The organism is Amycolatopsis sp. WQ 127309 (assembly GCF_023023025.1).
Classification (GTDB): Bacteria; Actinomycetota; Actinomycetes; order Mycobacteriales; family Pseudonocardiaceae; genus Amycolatopsis.
This window is the reverse complement of record NZ_CP095481.1, coordinates 1,677,114-1,693,492: the sequence shown is the minus strand read 5'-3', so window position 1 is coordinate 1,693,492 and position 16,379 is coordinate 1,677,114. Positions and strand designations below refer to the sequence as shown.

At 69.8% G+C, this 16,379-nt stretch carries 14 protein-coding genes; 6 read left to right on the top strand and 8 right to left on the bottom strand.

The features are described 5' to 3' along the window. Window positions 1–48 precede the first annotated feature (48 nt). Window positions 49–2,712, top strand: coding sequence for a DUF3027 domain-containing protein (locus tag MUY22_RS49720; protein ID WP_371827590.1), 2,664 nt, complete (start codon window positions 49–51; stop codon window positions 2,710–2,712). Beyond that, window positions 2,709–5,528: a sacsin N-terminal ATP-binding-like domain-containing protein gene (locus tag MUY22_RS07460; RefSeq protein ID WP_371827589.1), complete on the top strand. Its 2,820-nt coding sequence runs from the start codon at window positions 2,709–2,711 to the stop codon at window positions 5,526–5,528. Before MUY22_RS49720 ends, MUY22_RS07460 begins: the two co-directional genes overlap by 4 nt. 12 nt (window positions 5,529–5,540) lie before the next feature. On the opposite strand, the gene MUY22_RS07455 is transcribed toward MUY22_RS07460, so the two are convergent. Further along, window positions 5,541–5,768: a DUF2530 domain-containing protein gene (locus MUY22_RS07455; RefSeq protein ID WP_247063724.1), complete on the bottom strand. Its 228-nt coding sequence runs from the start codon at window positions 5,766–5,768 to the stop codon at window positions 5,541–5,543. An 82-nt stretch (window positions 5,769–5,850) separates the two neighbouring features. Between MUY22_RS07455 and MUY22_RS07450 the strand changes: the two genes are divergently transcribed. Continuing rightward, a complete protein-coding gene (locus tag MUY22_RS07450) occupies window positions 5,851–7,344 on the top strand; it encodes an NCS2 family permease (protein ID WP_247063722.1) in 1,494 nt (497 codons plus the stop codon). On the opposite strand, the gene MUY22_RS07445 is transcribed toward MUY22_RS07450, so the two are convergent. Continuing rightward, complete coding sequence (locus MUY22_RS07445; RefSeq protein ID WP_247058448.1) at window positions 7,337–7,870, bottom strand: hypothetical protein; 534 nt, start codon at window positions 7,868–7,870, stop codon at window positions 7,337–7,339. The two genes, MUY22_RS07450 and MUY22_RS07445, sit on opposite strands and share 8 nt — an antisense overlap. 106 nt (window positions 7,871–7,976) lie before the next feature. Here MUY22_RS07445 and MUY22_RS07440 point away from each other — a divergent pair, with 106 nt between their 5' ends. Further along, a complete protein-coding gene (locus MUY22_RS07440; RefSeq protein ID WP_247058446.1) occupies window positions 7,977–8,408 on the top strand; it encodes a MarR family winged helix-turn-helix transcriptional regulator in 432 nt (143 codons plus the stop codon). A 122-nt stretch (window positions 8,409–8,530) separates the two neighbouring features. Next, on the top strand, window positions 8,531–9,787 hold the full coding sequence (locus tag MUY22_RS07435) for an MFS transporter (RefSeq protein ID WP_247063719.1): 1,257 nt from the start codon (window positions 8,531–8,533) through the stop codon (window positions 9,785–9,787). Window positions 9,788–9,956: 169 nt separating this feature from the next. On the opposite strand, the gene MUY22_RS07430 is transcribed toward MUY22_RS07435, so the two are convergent. The 6 genes from MUY22_RS07430 to MUY22_RS07405 all read right to left on the bottom strand — a co-directional run bounded on the left by MUY22_RS07430 (window position 9,957) and on the right by MUY22_RS07405 (window position 15,351). Continuing rightward, complete coding sequence (locus MUY22_RS07430) at window positions 9,957–10,481, bottom strand: hypothetical protein (protein WP_247058444.1); 525 nt, start codon at window positions 10,479–10,481, stop codon at window positions 9,957–9,959. Between the two features lie 295 nt (window positions 10,482–10,776). Next, complete coding sequence (locus MUY22_RS07425) at window positions 10,777–11,580, bottom strand: arylamine N-acetyltransferase (protein ID WP_247058442.1); 804 nt, start codon at window positions 11,578–11,580, stop codon at window positions 10,777–10,779. Between the two features lie 103 nt (window positions 11,581–11,683). Beyond that, window positions 11,684–12,307 (bottom strand): superoxide dismutase, encoded by a 624-nt coding sequence (locus MUY22_RS07420; protein ID WP_247058440.1) that lies wholly within the window; start codon window positions 12,305–12,307, stop codon window positions 11,684–11,686. Window positions 12,308–12,501: 194 nt separating this feature from the next. Continuing rightward, entirely contained in the window at window positions 12,502–13,170 is a 669-nt protein-coding gene (locus MUY22_RS07415; RefSeq protein ID WP_247058438.1) for a heme oxygenase (biliverdin-producing), read from the bottom strand. 72 nt (window positions 13,171–13,242) lie between these two features. Next, the gene (locus tag MUY22_RS07410; RefSeq protein ID WP_247058436.1) at window positions 13,243–13,842 is read right to left on the bottom strand and encodes a TetR/AcrR family transcriptional regulator; all 600 of its coding nucleotides are present in this window, start codon (window positions 13,840–13,842) and stop codon (window positions 13,243–13,245) included. 9 nt (window positions 13,843–13,851) lie between these two features. Next, complete coding sequence (locus tag MUY22_RS07405) at window positions 13,852–15,351, bottom strand: glutamate-cysteine ligase family protein (RefSeq protein WP_247058435.1); 1,500 nt, start codon at window positions 15,349–15,351, stop codon at window positions 13,852–13,854. A gap of 212 nt (window positions 15,352–15,563) precedes the next feature. Between MUY22_RS07405 and MUY22_RS07400 the strand changes: the two genes are divergently transcribed. Next, window positions 15,564–16,370 (top strand): RNA methyltransferase, encoded by an 807-nt coding sequence (locus MUY22_RS07400; RefSeq protein ID WP_247058433.1) that lies wholly within the window; start codon window positions 15,564–15,566, stop codon window positions 16,368–16,370. Window positions 16,371–16,379 lie beyond the last annotated feature (9 nt).

Sequence of the window (16,379 nt, the reverse complement as noted above, 5' to 3'; positions counted from 1 at the left end):
GAACAGCCTGGCACGGGCGCCGCGGGTGCGTGCGGCACAATTGGCCGCATGACTCTGCTGCTGACCCTGGACGACGGCTCCGTGCAGCGCAAACTCGCCGATGCGGTGGAGTTCGCGCGTGTCGCGGTGCTGGCGGAAGCGCCCGAGGAGCAGATCGGTGCCCACGTCGGCGCCGGCCGGGAGGATGCGGTCTCGGCGAGTCACCTGTTCGAGGCGCAGGTGCCCGGCTACCGCGGCTGGCGCTGGTGCGTGACGATCGCCTTGGCGGGCGACGACGAGCCGGTGACGGTCAGCGAGGTCGTCCTGGTGCCCGGCCCCGAGGCGCGCATCGCGCCGGCGTGGGTGCCGTGGGAGCGCCGGGTCCGCGCGGGTGACCTGGGCGTCGGCGACATCTTCCCGACGGACGACAACGACCCCCGCCTCGCTCCGGCGTACCTCCAGTCGGACGACCCGGCGGTGGAGGAGGTGGCCCGCGAGACGGGCTTGGGCCGCATCCACGTCCTGTCCCGCTTCGGCCGCGAAGACGCGGCAACCCGCTGGCACGGCGGCGAGTTCGGCCCCCGCTCGGACATGGCCCGATCGGCGCCGGGGGTGTGCGGAACGTGCGGTTTCTTCGTCCCGCTGGCGGGCTCGCTGCGAGGCGGCTTCGGAGCATGCACGAACGACATAGCCCCAGCGGACGGCCACGTGGTCGACGTCGAGTACGGCTGCGGAGCGCACTCTGAGGTAGAGGTCGAGGTGACATCGTCGATCCCGGTGGCGGAACTGGTCTACGACGACTCACTGCTGGAGTACGACACGCCTGCTGCTGAGCCTTCGGAAGCTCCGGCGGCTGCGGATGTTTCGGTTGTTTCGCCGCCCGCGGACCGAGCCGAGGGAACGATCACGGACCCGACGGTGGCCGAGGTCGAGGCGGTAGCGGTGGTCGAGGCCACGGAGGCGATCGAGTCCCCGGCAGCGGAGACCGAAACCGCGGTGACGGAGTCTGACCTGTCACCGGCGGAGGTGGAGCCGGAGGTAGCGGAGGCCGAGGCAGCAGCAACGGCGACGACGGCCGAGCCGCTGGCGACCGAGGCGACTCAGTCTGAGGTGACGACGGAAGCCGAGCCGGCCAAGGTCGACCCGGTGACGGCTGGGATCGAGCCGGTCGTGGTTGACCCGGTGGTGGCTGGGGCTGAGTCGGTTGAGCCGGTGACCGCTGGGACCGAGTCGGTTGCGGCTGACTCGGTGGTGGCTGGGGCTGAGTCGGTTGAGCCGGTGGCGGCCGGGACCGAGTCGGCTGTGGCTGAGCCGGTGGTGGCTGGGACTGAGTCGGTTGAGCTGGTGACTGCCGGGACCGAGTCGGCTGTGGCTGAGCCGGTGGTGGCTGGGACTGAGTCGGTTGAGCTGGTGACTGCCGGGACCGAGTCGGCTGTGGCTGAGCCGGTGGTGGCTGGGACTGAGTCGGTTGAGCTGGTGACTGCCGGGACCGAGTCGGCTGCGGCTGAGCCTGCGGCCGCCGGGACCGAGTCGGCTGAGGTTGACCAGGCGACTGCCGGGACCGAGTCGGTGGCGGCTGAAGCCGCGCCGGGAGCTGAGGTTTCGGCGCTGACCCAGGTCGAAGTGACTGCCGAGCCGCAGTCGGTTGTGCCTGAGGCCGAGCCGGTTACGGCGGCGGCCGAAGCGGTAGCGGCGGAGCCGCTGACCGCCGAGACGGAGTCCGCCGCGGCCAAGCCGTTGACGGCGGAAGCCGAGCCGGCTGCTGCTGTGTCGACGGAGACCGAGTCAGCGGAGGCCGAGCCCATTGCGGCGGAGACCAAGCCTGCGGAGGCCGATGTTCCGGAGCCGGCCCAGGCCGAGGTGACTGTCGGGCTGCAGTCGGTCGTGCCGGAGGCTGAGCCGCTGGCGGCTGAGGCGCCGGAGTCGACTCAGGTCGGTGCCGAGTCGCAGGTGGTCGAAGCCGAAGGTGTTGCGGTCGACGAGCAGTCGGCTGAGCCGGTTGCGGCGGCCGAGCAGGTTGAGGCGTCGGAGCCGGTCCAGGCTGCGGAGCCTCAGGAGGTTGAGCAGGCCGCGGGTGCTGGCTCTGAAGCCGAAGCGGCTTCCGAGCAGGAGCCGGGCCGGGTTGATGTTGCCGAGTTGCCGGACGCTACGCCCGAGGCTCAGGAAACTGCGGTGGGCGAGACCGGCGCGGCTGACGTGCCGGAATCGGCCCAGGGCGATGTGGCTGCTGAGCCGCAGGTGGTCGAGGCTGATGATGCCGCGGTCGCCGAGCTGTCCGTGGTGGTCGGCGAGCCGGTTGCGGCCGAGGCCGAGGTGACCGACACCGCTGTCGGGCCGTTGGCGGACGGTGCCGAGGTCGAGCTGCCGGAAGCCGTGCTGACCGACTCGGTTGTCACCGAGACCGCCGAGCCGCAGAAGACTCAGCCTGCTCAGACCGAAGTGACCTACGCGGTTGTCGCCGAGCCGACTCAGGCCGAGGGCGCCGAAGCGGGGAGCGCGGGCACCGAGGCAGCAGCTGACGCCACGGAAACCGAAGCCGCGCACCACGACGGCACCGGGACCGAGGCTGCGCAGCATGACGCCAACGGGACCGAAGCCGCGGAAACCGAAGCCGCGCACCACGACGGCACCGGGACCGAGGCTGCGCAGCATGACGCCAACGGGACCGGAGCCACGGAAACCGAAGCCAAGCACCACGACGGCACCGAGACCGATCACCGCAGCGAACGGTGACCGGGCCTGCGGCTGAGCCGGCCGGTTCCGATCCCTTCGGTACCTCGCGGCTTCGGGATGCGACCTTGCGCGCCTGGCGGGACTCGCCCACTCGGCTTATCGAGGACACCAACGTCGAGCGGGATCTGCGCGTTGGGGCCTATCGGGATCGGCTCTTTGTCGAGCTTGCGCAGAACGCTGCCGATGCCGCCATGGCCGCCGGTGCGCCGGGGCGCGTCAAAGTGTCGCTTGTGGACGGTCAGCTGAGGTTCGCCAACACCGGTGCGCCGCTCGACGCCCGGGGGGTGGCCTCGCTCGCGTCGCTGCGGGCTTCCGGCAAGACCGGGGACACCGTCGGGCGCTTTGGGGTCGGTTTTGCCGCCGTCCGGACCGTTTCCGATGAGCCGCAGGTGCTCAGCACCGCCGGTGGGGTCGTCTTCTCCGCCGAACGTACCCGCGACGCCGCCGGGATCGAGGGTGACGTTCCCGTTCTGCGGCTGCCGTGGCCGGTCGAAGCCAAACCGTCCGCCGGCTTTGATACCGAAGTCCGGCTGCCGCTGCGTGGCGATGTTGATGGGCAGGCTCTTCTCGACGAGCTGGGTCACGACATCGGTGACCTTCTGCTTGCCCTGCCCTGGCTGGCTGAGGTCGATGTGGACGGTCGCGTTTGGACTCGTGATGCCGACCAAGACATCGTCGAGATTCGGGGGCCTGGGAAGAAAACCCGGTGGCTGACCCATCGCGGTGACGTCGTCTGGGCGGTTCCGGTCGACGACCGCGGGACTCCGGTTCCGCTCGTAGAAGACGTTCTGCACGCGCCGACGCCGACCGACGACGGGCTTTCGCTGCCCGCTCGGCTGCTCGCGCCCGTGCCGGTCGAGCCGTCGCGACGGCGGGCGCTTCCCGGTGAAGAACTCAAGCGGGCGCTCGAAAAGGCCGCGAAAGAGTACGTCGAGCTGGTGCGGCTGCTGCCGCCGGAACACCGGTTCGCGCTCGTGCCCGTGCCCGGGTTTCCGAAGTCCACTGTGGACGCGCAGCTGCGAGACGACGTGCTGGCGCAGCTCGCCACCGAGCCGTGGTTGTCCACTCAGGACGGTCGCGAGGTCTCCGGGCGCCAGGCGCGCGTGATCGACGTCGACGTGCCCGGGTTGCCCGCGTTGCTGACCGACGTCGTTCCCGATCTGCTCGCCGAAGCGCCGCCCGCCAGTGCGCTCAAAGCGGTTTCTGTGCAAGTGATCAGCATCGAAGAAGTGCTGGAAACGCTTACCGGCGCCACGCGGGAGCCTTCCTGGTGGCACGACGTCTACAAAGCACTGAACATCGCCGTCGAATCCCACGCGCTCGCCGCGGCGAGGCTCGACGGGCTGCCCGTGCCGCTCTCCGACGGCCGTACGCTGCCCGGTGCGCGGGGCAGCCTGCTCGTCGACGGCTCGGCCGAGCTCCTCGACCTGCTGTCCGATGTGGACATTCCGGGACTGCGGCTGGTGCACCCCGCGGCGTCGCACCCGCTGCTGGAACGGCTGGGCGCCAAGCACGCCGACGCGCGTGAGCTGCTCAACGCCGACCAGCTGCGTGACGCCGTCGAGCGCAGTGTCGAGGACGTCCGGTCCGGTTTGGACGGCACGACGCTCGCCGGTGCGGTCCTCCGGCTGATCGCCGACTGCGGGGACGACGCTCCACGGTGGACCAGTGCGCTCGCGTTGCCCGCCACCGACACCTGGCGCCGCGCCGACGAACTCGTGCTCCCGGCGTCGCCGCTCATCGACATCTTCGACGAAGAGGTCTTCGAGGAGGACGGCACGCTCGACGTCCTCGACGACGACTTCGCCGAAGACTGGCCGGACGGGACGCTGAAAGCCGTCGGCGTGCTCGACTCGTTCGCGCTGGTGACCGACGACGAGCCGCACGAACCCGACCACGACCTGCCGGACGAGGAAGCCTGGTGGGACGCGCGCCCCGAGCCGCCGTCGACGCTCGTCGCGATCCGGGACCTCGACCTCGTCGCCGACGACTCCTGGCCCGCGGCGCTGCGCCTGCTCGCGGCGCGGCCCGAGACGTGGCACGCGCTGCGCACGCCCGGCGGGCACGCCGCCTGGTGGATCGCGCAGTACGCCGTGCTCGGCGGCCTGGCGCCGAACGAGTGGCGGCTGCCGGACGCCGACCTCGCCGGGCTCTACGACGAGGTCCCCGACGTCGGCCTGACCGAAGACCTGCTCCGGATCGCCGGAGTGCGCAAGGATCTCACATTGTCCACAGTGGACGAGGCGGCGGACGTCCTGCGCCGGCTCGGCGACCCGGACCGCACGATCTCGGCCGGCCTGACCACGCGGGCCTACGACGCCGTCGTCGAGTCCGGGTTCGATCCCGGCGCGCCGGACGCCGTCCGGGCCGCGGACGGGTCCGTTGTCGAAGACGCGCTGGTCCTGGACGTGCCGTGGGTCGCCGGGGCGCTCGAGCCGGACCAGTACGTCGTCGCGCCCGACGAGCCGGAACGGCTGGCGGACCTGCTCGACCTCCCGCCGGCGAGCACCACCCCCGCCGAGATCATCAGCGAGGGCGAGTACGCGCCGTGGGCCGAGCTGCCCGCGCTCAAGCTCGTCGCCGAGCAGCTCGGGATCCGGCTGCCCGACGGTGGCGTGCTGGTGCACGACCCGCTGACCGTGTCGATCCAGCTCACCGAGCACGACGTCCAGTGGTGGTCCGACGGCCGGCTGCACGCGGCCGACACGTCGGAGGGCCTGGCCCGCGCGTTCGCCTGGGCGACCGGGCGCTGGCCGGACCGGCACCTGATCACGGCGCTGCTCGACGACCCGTCGCCGCGGACGCTGCTGGCGTAAAGGAGTAAAGGACTAGACCCGCTGCGCGGAACGAGAGCCGCGGCGGGCGGCGGCGCGCTGCCACAGGATGATCGCCATCCCGATGAAGCCGAGCACGAAACCGGCCAGCGCCGTCTGCACCCACAGCCCCGAAGTCGTGAAGAAGAGCACCACCAGCGCGACGGTCCAGATCGTGGTGCCTACGATCACCACCGGTGTCAGGTCGGTCAGCCTCTTGGGCAGTTCCGGCGTGTGCCGCAACGAGCCCGTAACCTCCGGTGGATTGCTCGGATCACTCACGAGGTGCAGGGTACTCCGCAGCAGCGAGAGAATGGGCAGGCGAATGGCGGAGCAGGAGACGACCCCCACCGGGACGCCGGAGGCGGCCGGCACCGGGACGTCCACACTGGACCGGTTCTTCAAGATCACCGAGCGCGGGTCGAGCGTGCCGCGCGAACTGCGCGGCGGCCTGGTCACGTTCGTCACGATGGCCTACATCGTGGTGCTGAACCCGCTGATCATCGGAAGTTTCGCGCCGGACGACGCGGCCGCGCACAAGGACCTGCTCGGCGGGATCCTGCCGGTGCCGCAGGTCGCCGCCGTCACCGCGCTGGTCGCCGGGGTCATGACGATCCTGATGGGCCTGGTCGCGAACTACCCGTTCGCCATCGCCACCGGCCTGGGCATCAACAGCCTGGTCGCGGTCACCATCGCCCCGCAGATGACCTGGCCCGAAGCGATGGGCCTGGTCGTCATCGAGGGCGTCATCATCGTGGCGCTCGTGCTCACCGGCTTCCGCACGGCGGTGTTCAAGGCGGTGCCGGCGTCGCTGAAGTCCGCGATCGCCGTCGGCATCGGCGTCTTCATCTGCCTGATCGGCCTGGTCGACGCCGGGTTCGTCCGGCGGCTGCCGGACGACGCGCACACCACCGTCCCGGTCGGCCTCGGCATCAACGGCTCGATCGCGTCCTGGCCGACCGCGGTGTTCGTCGTCGGCCTGCTCATCACCGGCATCCTGGTGGTGCGCAAGGTCAAGGGCGCGATCCTGATCGGCGTGCTGTCCTCGACGGTGCTGGCCATCGTGGTGGAGGCGATCGTCAAGGCCGGGCCGTCGAAGGGCACGAACCCGAAGGGCTGGAACCTCGGCTACCCGGCGCTGCCGGACCAGGTGCTCGGCCTGCCGAACCTCTCGCTCGTCGGCGACGTCTCGTTCGGCGCGTGGACGCGGCTGCCGATCATCACCGTCTGCCTGCTGGTGTTCACGCTGGTGCTGGCCGACTTCTTCGACGCCATGGGCACCATGACCGGCCTGGGCAAGGAAGCCGGGCTGATCACGAAGGACGGCCAGCTCCCCAACGTCGGCAAGGCGCTGTTCGTCGAGGGCCTCGCGGGTGCGGCCGGTGGTTTCGGCTCGGCCAGCTCGAACACGGTGTTCGTCGAATCGGCGGCCGGCATCGCCGAAGGCGCCCGGACGGGCCTGGCGAACGTCGTCACCGGCGTGCTGTTCATCGCCGCGATGTTCCTGACGCCGCTCTACCAGGTGGTGCCGGTCGAAGCGGCCGCGCCGGCGCTGGTCGTGGTCGGCGCGATGCTGATGGCGCAGGTGCGCGACATCGACTTCACCGACTACGCGATCGCGCTGCCCGCGTTCCTGACCATCGTCGTCATGCCGTTCACGTACTCGATCGCGAACGGCATCGGCGCCGGCTTCGTCAGCTACGTCGTGATCCGCGCGGCGACCGGCAAGGCCCGCCAGGTGCACCCGCTGATGTGGGTGATCGCGGTGGCGTTCGTCGCGTACTTCGCGGTCGGCCCGATCCAGGCGGCGTTCAGCTGATCTTCAGGGCTTTGTCGAAGACGCTCCGGTCGCGCTCGAAATCCGCGGCCGGGGCGTCGAACCGGATCGTCACCAACGCGTCGCCGGCGCCGAGGCCGATCACGGTCACCCGGCGGGGTACGCCGCCGCGCTCGTAGGTGAAGTCCCATTCCGCGGCGTCGCGTTCGGCGATCGGGGCGTGGTCGACGACCGTGCCGCCTTGCCGGCCGACCGTCGCTTGGAGCCCGCTCAACGCGTCTTCCTGCGTGATCGGCACCCGGTCGGTCTCGAGCAGGAGGTCGCCCTGCTGGAAGCTCGCCCGCTCGTGGTCGCGGGTCACGGCCCAGCCCGAAGGCACCGGGATCTCGATCGCCGAGTCGGGGGCGTCCCGGTAGACCTCGAGTGCGCCATGGACGGTCGACGGTGGCGGCGTAGACGGCGGCGGTGCGGCCGCGGGCGCTTCGTCGGTGCCGCCCCAGACCAGCGCCGCCGCGACGACCAGGATCGCCGCGCCGACCACGGCCGCGCCTACCAGTTTCTTGTTCATCCGCCCCCCAGGTTCCTCCGTCGGGAAGGACGCGCGGCCGTCTTCCGGGTTGCGGGTTGACGGAGATCACCTGAAGGGAGGAAGTTTCGTAAGGTATGCTAACTATATGTCCGGCGACACGCACGAACGCTCCTTGGCGAGCCGTCTGCGTCTCGCGGTGGTCCGGCTCAACCGCCGGCTGCGGGCACAGCGCGTCGGGGACGATCTGACGTTGACGCAGGTCGCCGCGCTGTCCACCTTGCACAAGTGCGGCGCGCTGACCCCGGGTCAGCTCGCCGCGAAGGAAGGCGTCCAGCCGCCCTCGATGACGAGGGTGATCGCCGCGCTCGAGGAGATGAAGTTCGTCGAGCGGCGGCCGCACCCGACCGACGGCCGGCAGGCCATCGTCGAGTTGTCCGAGAGCGGGCTGGCCTACGTTCAGCGGGCCATCTCCGTCCGGGAGGCGTGGCTGGACAGGCAACTGGCCGATCTCGGTGACGAAGAGCGTGAAGTGCTCTCGAAAGCCGCCGAAATCATCGACAGGATGGCGGGGAACTAACCACGGTGACCACCACGGGTAGCGAAACAGAACGACAGATCGAGACCACTGCTACCCGGGACACGGCACCACCGCCGTCTTCGTCACCGCCGTCCGAATCCGTGCCCCAGCGCCGCGGCAGCATGTTCGCCTCCCTGCGGGTCCGCAACTACCGGCTGTTCTTCACCGGCCAGGTCATCTCGAACATCGGCACCTGGATGCAGCGCATCGCCCAGGACTGGCTGGTGTTCACCCTCAGCGGCAACAACCCGATCGCCCTCGGCATCGCGGTCGCGCTGCAGTTCACGCCGACGCTGTTCCTCTCGCTCTGGGCCGGGGTCCTCGCCGACCGCGTCGACAAGCGGCGGCTGCTGACCTGGATCCAGGCCGCGGCGTGTTCGCAGGCCGTCGTGCTGGGTGTGCTCGACCTGACCGGGCTCGTGGCGCTGTGGCAGGTCTACGTCCTGTGCTTCACGCTCGGCATCACGGCGGCGCTCGAAGTGCCGACGCGGCAGTCGTTCGTCGCCGAGATGGTCGGGCGGGACCAGATCGCGAACGCCGTCGCGCTGAACTCGTCGATCTTCAACATGGCCCGGATCGTCGGCCCGGCGATCGCCGGCTTCGCGATCACCTGGATCGGCACCGGCTGGCTGTTCATCGCCAACGCGGCCAGCACGGTCGCGGTCATCACCGGGCTGATCCTGATGAACCCGGACAAGCTGTTCCGCGTCGCGGCCATGCCGCGCGAAAAGGGCCAGCTGGCCGAGGGCCTGCGGTACGTCCGCCGCCGGTCGGACCTGATGACGGTGATGGTGCTGGTGCTGTTCGTCAGCACGTTCGGCATCACGTACTTCAGCTCGCTCCCGATCGTCGCGGCGAACGTCTTCCACACCGCGGCCGACGGTTACGGCCTCCTTTCGACCCTGGTCGCGGTCGGCACCTTCACCGGCGCGATCATGTCCGCCCGCCGCGGCACGAAGGGCAGGCCACGGGTGCGGCTGATGCTGATCTCGGCGTTCTTCCTGGGCGTGTTCGAGCTGATCACGGCGTTCATGCCGAACTACCTGACGTTCGGTCTCGGCCTGATCCCGCTCGGCTTCGCCACCATGACGTTCCTCAACACGGCCAACGCGCTGGTGCAGACCTCGGTCAGCCCGGAGATGCGCGGCCGCGTGATGGGCCTGTACGTGCTGGTCCTGATCGGCGGCAACCCGATCGGCGGCCCGATGGTCGGCTGGATGGCGCAGGCGTTCGGTGGGCGGTCTCCCTTCTACATCGGCGGCGCGGTCTCGGCGCTGGCCGCAGTGGTCTGCGCGATCGTGCTGATCCGGCGAGGCGGGGTCTCCTGGCCGGTGCAGCGGGGGTTCGGGCTGCGGGTGCTGAAGCGGACGAAGGTCTAGCGGCCGAGCAGCGGTGGATCGGCTTCTCGGCGAGCTGGCACGGCCGGCGGTCGATCTTCGTCTGGGCGGTAGTTGGGGTATGCTTGGTTTGCACCCGTCATTAGACGGGCGAAGTGAACCCGGCAGCCTTCCGGACGGTGGGTGGGCCGGGTTTCGCGTATCCGGGGGCCTACACGATCCGCACGTCCCGGACGAAGTCCCGCGCTCTCACCTTCCATTGCCCGCCGCGTTGCCAGCACCAGGCGATCGCGTCCGGAATGGAAAGCAGCGGCTCTTCATGGGCGCGATGGTGGCGATATTCAAGGGTTTCGTGACACCCGTGCTGCCGGGACGAGCGATAGAAGATCCGCCGGTCGAGATCGAGCACCGATTCGTCGGTCTCGATGACGAGCATGCGAGTTCCCTCAGCCGCCAGGTCCGCGACGAGGCCGTCCAGACATGCTTCGCGCTGCTGTCGGCGGGGATGCGCGGAACCATCGTAGATCGTGACCGCGGGCGCGAGTTCGGCGACGACGTCGAGGATTCGCTTGCGACGACCATCGCTTTCATGGGTGAAGTGCAGGCGTCGCTGGCCCGGCAACACGAGGCCGCGCATGCTTTGTCGCGCTCGGCCGAGATCGCCAGGAAGCACGGCGGCTGCCGTGATCAGGTAGCCGCCTTGCTTGGTCTCGTCGACGAACACGTGCGCGGTCATCGAGGCATTGTGCTGCATGGCCGTCGACGGTGAGTAAGTGCCCCGACTCGCTGGGTAGTCCAGTCGCTGGGTGTGTACCGATGGAAACCGTCGGTTTCGTGCGCCGGACGTCACCCGTACGAGTGAGATCCGAGTCTCCCCGGAAGACCTCTTGCCTCGCGAGATGAGGTTAGGCTAACCTCATACACGTCCGCTTCGTGGTGGGAGCGGCAGTCAGTTCGGGAACGGACGGAGCCCCGGCCCTGGGAACCCCAGGCCGGGGCTCCGTTCATTGACAGCGCTGTTCACGTGCGGGTCACGGCAGTGTCGGGCTGAGCGAAGGGCTCGTCAAGGGGTTCTCACCCGGCAGCGTGGGCAGGCGCTGCAACGCCATCCCGAAGTACACCCGGTAGGCCGCGCGGATCGCGTCGTCGCCGGTCAGGGGGACCTCGTGGCGGACGCCGTCCACCGTCTCGATCAGCTTGGCGCCCGAGAGCGTCACGCGGCCCTGGGACGTCGGGCGGGAGCACGTCAGCGAACGCGTGAAGTGCGACTCCGGGGACGTCGACTGCCACCACGCCATCGGTACGAAGTCCGCGAGCGGGCGCGGACGGCGTTCCAGGCGGTACTGCGGCTTCCCGTCCATGAGCACGTCCACGTCGCCGTGCGGCGCGTCCAGCAGCAGGAAGTCGCCTTCGGGGTCGCTCTGCGCATCCACTCCGGACAGGCGCAGCGGGTGCCGGGAGAACCGGCCGAAGCCGACGTCGAGCAGCCACGGCTCGTCGAGCTCGACGACGACCGCCGCGTGGTCCAGGGGCGGGCCTAGCGAGCCGTCCGGGCGGAAGACCTGGGCCGCGCGCAGGGAAGCGTCGTAGCCGAGCTCGCGCAGCAGGGCGGCGAACAGGCCGTTGAGCTCGTAGCAGAACCCGCCGCGGCGCCGCTCCACGATCTTGGTGAACAGCGCCTCTTCGGTGAGCTCGATCGGCTCGCCGAGGTGGACGCTCAGGTTTTCGAAGGGGACCGCCGCCAGGTGGCGTTCCTGCAGGGTGCGCAGGGTCGCGAGGTCGGCCGCCGCGGGCCATGCGACGCCCAGCCGGGCCAGATACGCGTCAACGTCCATGCCCCAAGCCAAACACCTCGACCGCACTCGAGGTCAAGTTAATTCACCCGGAACGGAAAACGGGGCCCTCCACAGTGGAGGACCCCGCTCGCGAACCGCGTGCTCAGCCGAGCAGCAGGCCGTTGCCGCCGGCGACGGCGTTGTCGAAGCGCTTGCTGATCTCGGCCCAGTTGAAGATGTTCCACAGGGCCTCGACGTACTTCGGCTTCACGTTCTTGTAGTCGAGGTAGAACGCGTGCTCCCAGACGTCGACCAGCAGGATCGGCACCGTCGGCAGGATCAGGTTGTTGTGGTGGTCGCGCAGCTGCTGGGTGATCAGCGTCTTGCCGATCGGGTCCCAGGAGAGCGCGCCCCAGCCGTTGCCCTGGATCGTCGTCGACACGGCGGTGAACTGCGCCTTGAACTTGTCGAAGGAGCCGAAGGCCTCGTCGATCGCGGCGGCCAGCTCGCCGGTCGGCTTGTCGCCGCCTTCCGGCGACAGGATCTTCCACCACACGACGTGGTTGGCGTGGCCGGCCAGGTTGAAGGCCAGCGTCGTCTCGAGACCGACGATGCCACCGAAGTCCCCGGCGTCGCGGGCTTCCGCGATCTTGTCGAGGGTGTCGTTCGCGCCCTTGACGTAGGTCGCGTGGTGCTTGCTGTGGTGCAGCTCGTTGATCTCGCCGGAGATGTGGGGCGCCAGGGCGCTGTAGTCGTAGTCGAGATCGGGGAGCTCGTAGCGGGCCATTGGCCCTCCTTCTGTCTTCGACAAGTTTCCGGTACCGAACCTAGTAGCACACGGCCGCTCGCGGCGAGCGGGGGCGGCTCGTCGTCACTGCGTGGGACGACGGTTCGACAGTGGCGTACCCGGGGGCGCACCACCCGAAACCGAGCCTGCAACCTGGACTTAAGTCGAGGTCAAGGTGCTGTGACGACGGTCATTCAGGCCGTGCGGAACTCGGTCAGCCGCTGGGCCAGCTCGTCGAACACCGCGACGTTGCACTCGAACGCCACCAGCGTCTCGTCGATCACCCGGGCGCGCTCGGCGTCGGTCCAGGGCGCGTTGTCCAGCTTCGCGCGGTAGCCGTCGCGGAACTTAGGGGCGCTGCCGATGCCCTCGAAGTGGTAGAAGAGCGTGCCCGCGTCGGCGACGTCGTACGTCTTCTCCAGCAGGCGGCGGATGGCCTGGCCGCCCGCGATGTCGCCCAGGTAGCGCGTGTAGTGGTGGGCGACGTAGCCGCCGGCCCACGCGGACGCCTCTTCGACGCGCGCGACGTACGCCCGGGTCGACGCCAGCGGCGTGATCGTCGAGCGCCAGTCCGGGCCGACGAGGTGCGCCAGGTCGCGCTCCAGGCTCGGCAGCCGGCGGAGCGCGTCGAAGACGAACTCGCCGCCGACCGGGTCGCCGGTCATCCGGTCGCTGGCGGCTTCGATCGCGCTGTAGATGAAGTAGTACTGGATCGCCAGCTGGGTGTAGCCGTCCTGGGACAGCTCGCCGCCCAGCAGCGCGCGCATGTACGTCGAGTAGTTCGCCTTCTCGTGCACCTGCAGCGTCGAGGCGCGCAGGGTCGCCGAGAACGGACGGGTGTCGAGGTCCGTGGTCACCGACATGGAAGGCCTCCCGGCGATCGATCTGACACACTGTCAGAAAGAGCCTAAGCCATAACCAGCGGTAAGGCTACCCTAAATTTTCGCCGTCCCGACCGCGCGCAGCACGAACCGGACGGCGGCTTCGACGACGTCGTCGCGCTGCTCCGGCGGCCCCTCGACCAGCGCCCGGTTGCCGAGCGCGGCGGTGATCATGGCGATCAGGACGTCCGGGTCCTCGGCCGGCCAGCGCCCCAGGTCGACGCCGCCGGCGAGGATCGCGCGCAGCCGGTCGGTGATCGGGTCGGCGTGCGCGCTGATCCGCCGGTACGCCGCGGGGGCCAGCGCCGACGCGAGCGCCGTGCCCGGCGGCATGTGGTACTCGGCCAGCACCCGCAGCTGGAGCCGGACGAACGTGGCGAGCTGGTCCACCGGGTCGGCCTGGGCCTCGACGGCGTCGGTCAGCCGGGTGACGTACCGGGCGGCCTCGTCCTCGACGAAGGCGACGAGCAGGCTCTCCTTGTCGGGGAAGTGGTTGTACAGCGCGCTCCGGCCGACGCCGGCGGCCGCGGCGACGCCGGTGAGCGAGATCGCGTCGAAGCCGCGTTCGTACAGCTGGGCGCGCAGGACGTCGAAGACGCGCGCGCGGACCTCACGGCGATGCGCCTCCAGTGACCCACCGAGAATCTTCGGCATCGGCCCAGGCTAATCGGCCACGGGCCACGTGTGCACGGGCTCGCCCGCTTCCGAGAGCTCCAGGTAGCGCCCGAGCATCCGGGTCAGCGCCGCCTCCCGGTCGAGCCCGTGCTCCTGCGCGTGCACGACGAAGTCGCGCTGCCAAGTCGCCCCGGTCCGCCGCGCGAGGCACCGCTGCTCGATGATCCCGAGGTAGCGCTCGCGAGCCTCGTCGGAGACGTCGGAAGCGCGCAGCCCCTCGTGGGCCAGCGGGAGCAGCACGCGCAGCGCGAGCTCGTCCGGCGGGATCCAGCCGATGCCCGGCCAGTACAGCTGCGCCTCGAAGCCGCGGCGCGCGCCCGCGTACAGGTTCTCCTCCGCCGCCTGGAACGACATCTGGCTCCACACCGGGCGTTCCGCCTCGGCGAGCGCGCGCTGGGCGCCGTAGAAGAACGCCGCGTTCGCCACGGTGTCGACGACCGTCGGCCCGGCGGGCAGGATGCGGTTCTCGATGCGCAGGTGCGGCAGGCCGTCGACGACGTCGTACACCGGCCGGTTCCAGCGCCAGATGGTGCCGTTGTGCATCCGCAGCTCGGTGAGCTTCGGCGCCTGACCGGCGTCGAGCGCCTCGATCGGGTCCTCGGCGTCGGTTTCCGGGAGCAGACCGGGGAAGTAGCGGACGTTCTCCTCGAACAGGTCGAAGATCGACGTGATCCAGCGCTCGCCGAACCACACCCGCGGCCGGACGCCCTGGTTCTTCAGCTCTTCCGGGCGGGTGTCGGTCGCCTGCAGGAACAGCGGGATGCGCGTCTCCTGCCAGAGCGCCTTGCCCAGCAGGAACGGCGAGTTCGTGGCGAGCGCGATCTGCAGCCCGGCCAGGCACTGCGCGGCGTTCCAGTGGGCGGCGAACTCCTCCGGCGCCACCTGCAAGTGCAGCTGCACGCTCGTGCACGCGGCTTCCGGAAGAATGGATTCCGCATAGCTGCGCAGGCGTTCCGGTTGCTGGCCCGGCAGCGGCGCGCCCTCCATCGCCAGCACGGTCCGTTCGCCGCGCGCCGCGAAGATCTGGTCGTTCAGCGTGACGTACCGCGATTTGTTGGTGAGCCATTTCTGGTCGAAGTGCTCGTGCTTCAACGTCGGCAGGATGCCGATCATGGCCAGCGCCGACCCGTTGTCCCCGGCTTTCGCCGACGCCGTGCTCAGGTACGCGCGGAGGTCGTCTTCCAATTGGAGCGCGGAATCGCCGGCCAGCGGCCGCGGCGGCACGTTCAGCTCCAGGTTGTGCTGCCCCAGCTCGGTGGTGAACGACGGGTCGTCCAGCGCTTCCAGCACCGCGGTGTTCGTCATCGACGGCCGTAGCTCGCGGTCGACCAGGTTCAGCTCCACCTCGAGCCCGATGTTCTTGCGGGGGAAGGAAAAACTGCCGTCGGTGAGCATCCGGGCCAAGGTGTCGAGACAGCGCTGCACCTTGCGGCGGTACCGTCCTCGGTCGAGCGTGTTGAACGGTTGAGCCGCCAGGTCCATCCCCATGACCATCCCTGCTTCGCGTCGGCGTGGAACTAGTACGTGTTTCAGGTTCCCGGCGGATAACCGTTTCACAGCGGTTGAATCCGTGCTAGCGGCCAAACTGGTGCTCTCCGTCACCGGGAGTTGACCGACAGCAAATTGAACCCGTTCGTACCAGAGTGGCGTGGACGTTCGGACCAGTGAGCGACCCGGCAAGCGGATGACAGACTGGGCGGATGGCCGTGATCCACACCGATGACCGGGATGACCCGCGACTCGACGACTTCCGCGACCTGTCCACTGCGGACCGGCGTCCGGACCGCCCTGGTGGCAAGGGACTCGTGATCGCCGAGGGCACCGTCGTGGTGTCGCGGCTGCTGGCGTCCCGGTACCCCGTGCGCGCGCTTCTGGGCGTCGAACGGCGGTTCGCCGAGCTGGCGGACGACCTGGCCGGGACGGACGCGCCCCAGTACGTCACTTCGGCGGAGGTGATGGCCGACGTCGTCGGCTTCCACCTCAACCGCGGCATCCTCGCGATCGCCGACCGGCCGGCGTCGCTGCCGGTATCCGACGTCGTGGCCGGGGCCGGCGCGATCGCCGTGCTGGAAGGCGTGGGGGACCACGAAAACCTCGGCGCGCTCTTCCGCAACGCGGCCGCGCTCGGCGTCGACGGCGTGCTGCTCGGTCCCGGCTGCTCCGACCCGCTGTACCGGCGCAGCGTGCGCGTGTCCATGGGACACGTCCTGCGCGTCCCCTTCGGGTACCTGACGGACTGGCCGGGCGGGCTCCACGACCTGCGGGCGCGCGGGTTCGCCGTCGCCGCGTTCACCCCGCGGTCGGGCTCGGTCCCGCTGCGCGAGCTGCGCGAGCGCGTGCCGGGTCCGGTGGCTCTGCTGTTCGGCGCGGAAGGGCCCGGACTGACCGAGACGGCGCTCGCGGCTGCTGATCACGCGGTCCGGATACCCATGCCCGCCGGAGTCGACTCCCTCAATATCGCGACGGCCGCCGCCGTGGCGTTCTACGAACTGGTCCCGGGTGACTAAGGTGACGGC

What these genes read in the sequence shown, in the direction of transcription:
- MUY22_RS07430 (WP_247058444.1), bottom strand. Translation starts at nt 10,481, where the DNA reads ATGACCGCGCACGTGTTCGTCGACGAGACCAAGCAAGGCGGCTACCTG.
- MUY22_RS07405 (WP_247058435.1), bottom strand. Translation starts at nt 15,351, where the DNA reads ATGGGGATGGACCTGGCGGCTCAACCGTTCAACACGCTCGACCGAGGA.
- MUY22_RS07450 (WP_247063722.1), top strand. Translation starts at nt 5,851, where the DNA reads ATGGCGGAGCAGGAGACGACCCCCACCGGGACGCCGGAGGCGGCCGGC.
- MUY22_RS07440 (WP_247058446.1), top strand. Translation starts at nt 7,977, where the DNA reads ATGTCCGGCGACACGCACGAACGCTCCTTGGCGAGCCGTCTGCGTCTC.
- MUY22_RS07420 (WP_247058440.1), bottom strand. Translation starts at nt 12,307, where the DNA reads ATGGCCCGCTACGAGCTCCCCGATCTCGACTACGACTACAGCGCCCTG.
- MUY22_RS07410 (WP_247058436.1), bottom strand. Translation starts at nt 13,842, where the DNA reads ATGCCGAAGATTCTCGGTGGGTCACTGGAGGCGCATCGCCGTGAGGTC.
- MUY22_RS07445 (WP_247058448.1), bottom strand. Translation starts at nt 7,870, where the DNA reads ATGAACAAGAAACTGGTAGGCGCGGCCGTGGTCGGCGCGGCGATCCTG.
- MUY22_RS07435 (WP_247063719.1), top strand. Translation starts at nt 8,531, where the DNA reads ATGTTCGCCTCCCTGCGGGTCCGCAACTACCGGCTGTTCTTCACCGGC.
- MUY22_RS07400 (WP_247058433.1), top strand. Translation starts at nt 15,564, where the DNA reads ATGGCCGTGATCCACACCGATGACCGGGATGACCCGCGACTCGACGAC.
- MUY22_RS07425 (WP_247058442.1), bottom strand. Translation starts at nt 11,580, where the DNA reads ATGGACGTTGACGCGTATCTGGCCCGGCTGGGCGTCGCATGGCCCGCG.
- MUY22_RS49720 (WP_371827590.1), top strand. Translation starts at nt 49, where the DNA reads ATGACTCTGCTGCTGACCCTGGACGACGGCTCCGTGCAGCGCAAACTC.
- MUY22_RS07415 (WP_247058438.1), bottom strand. Translation starts at nt 13,170, where the DNA reads ATGTCGGTGACCACGGACCTCGACACCCGTCCGTTCTCGGCGACCCTG.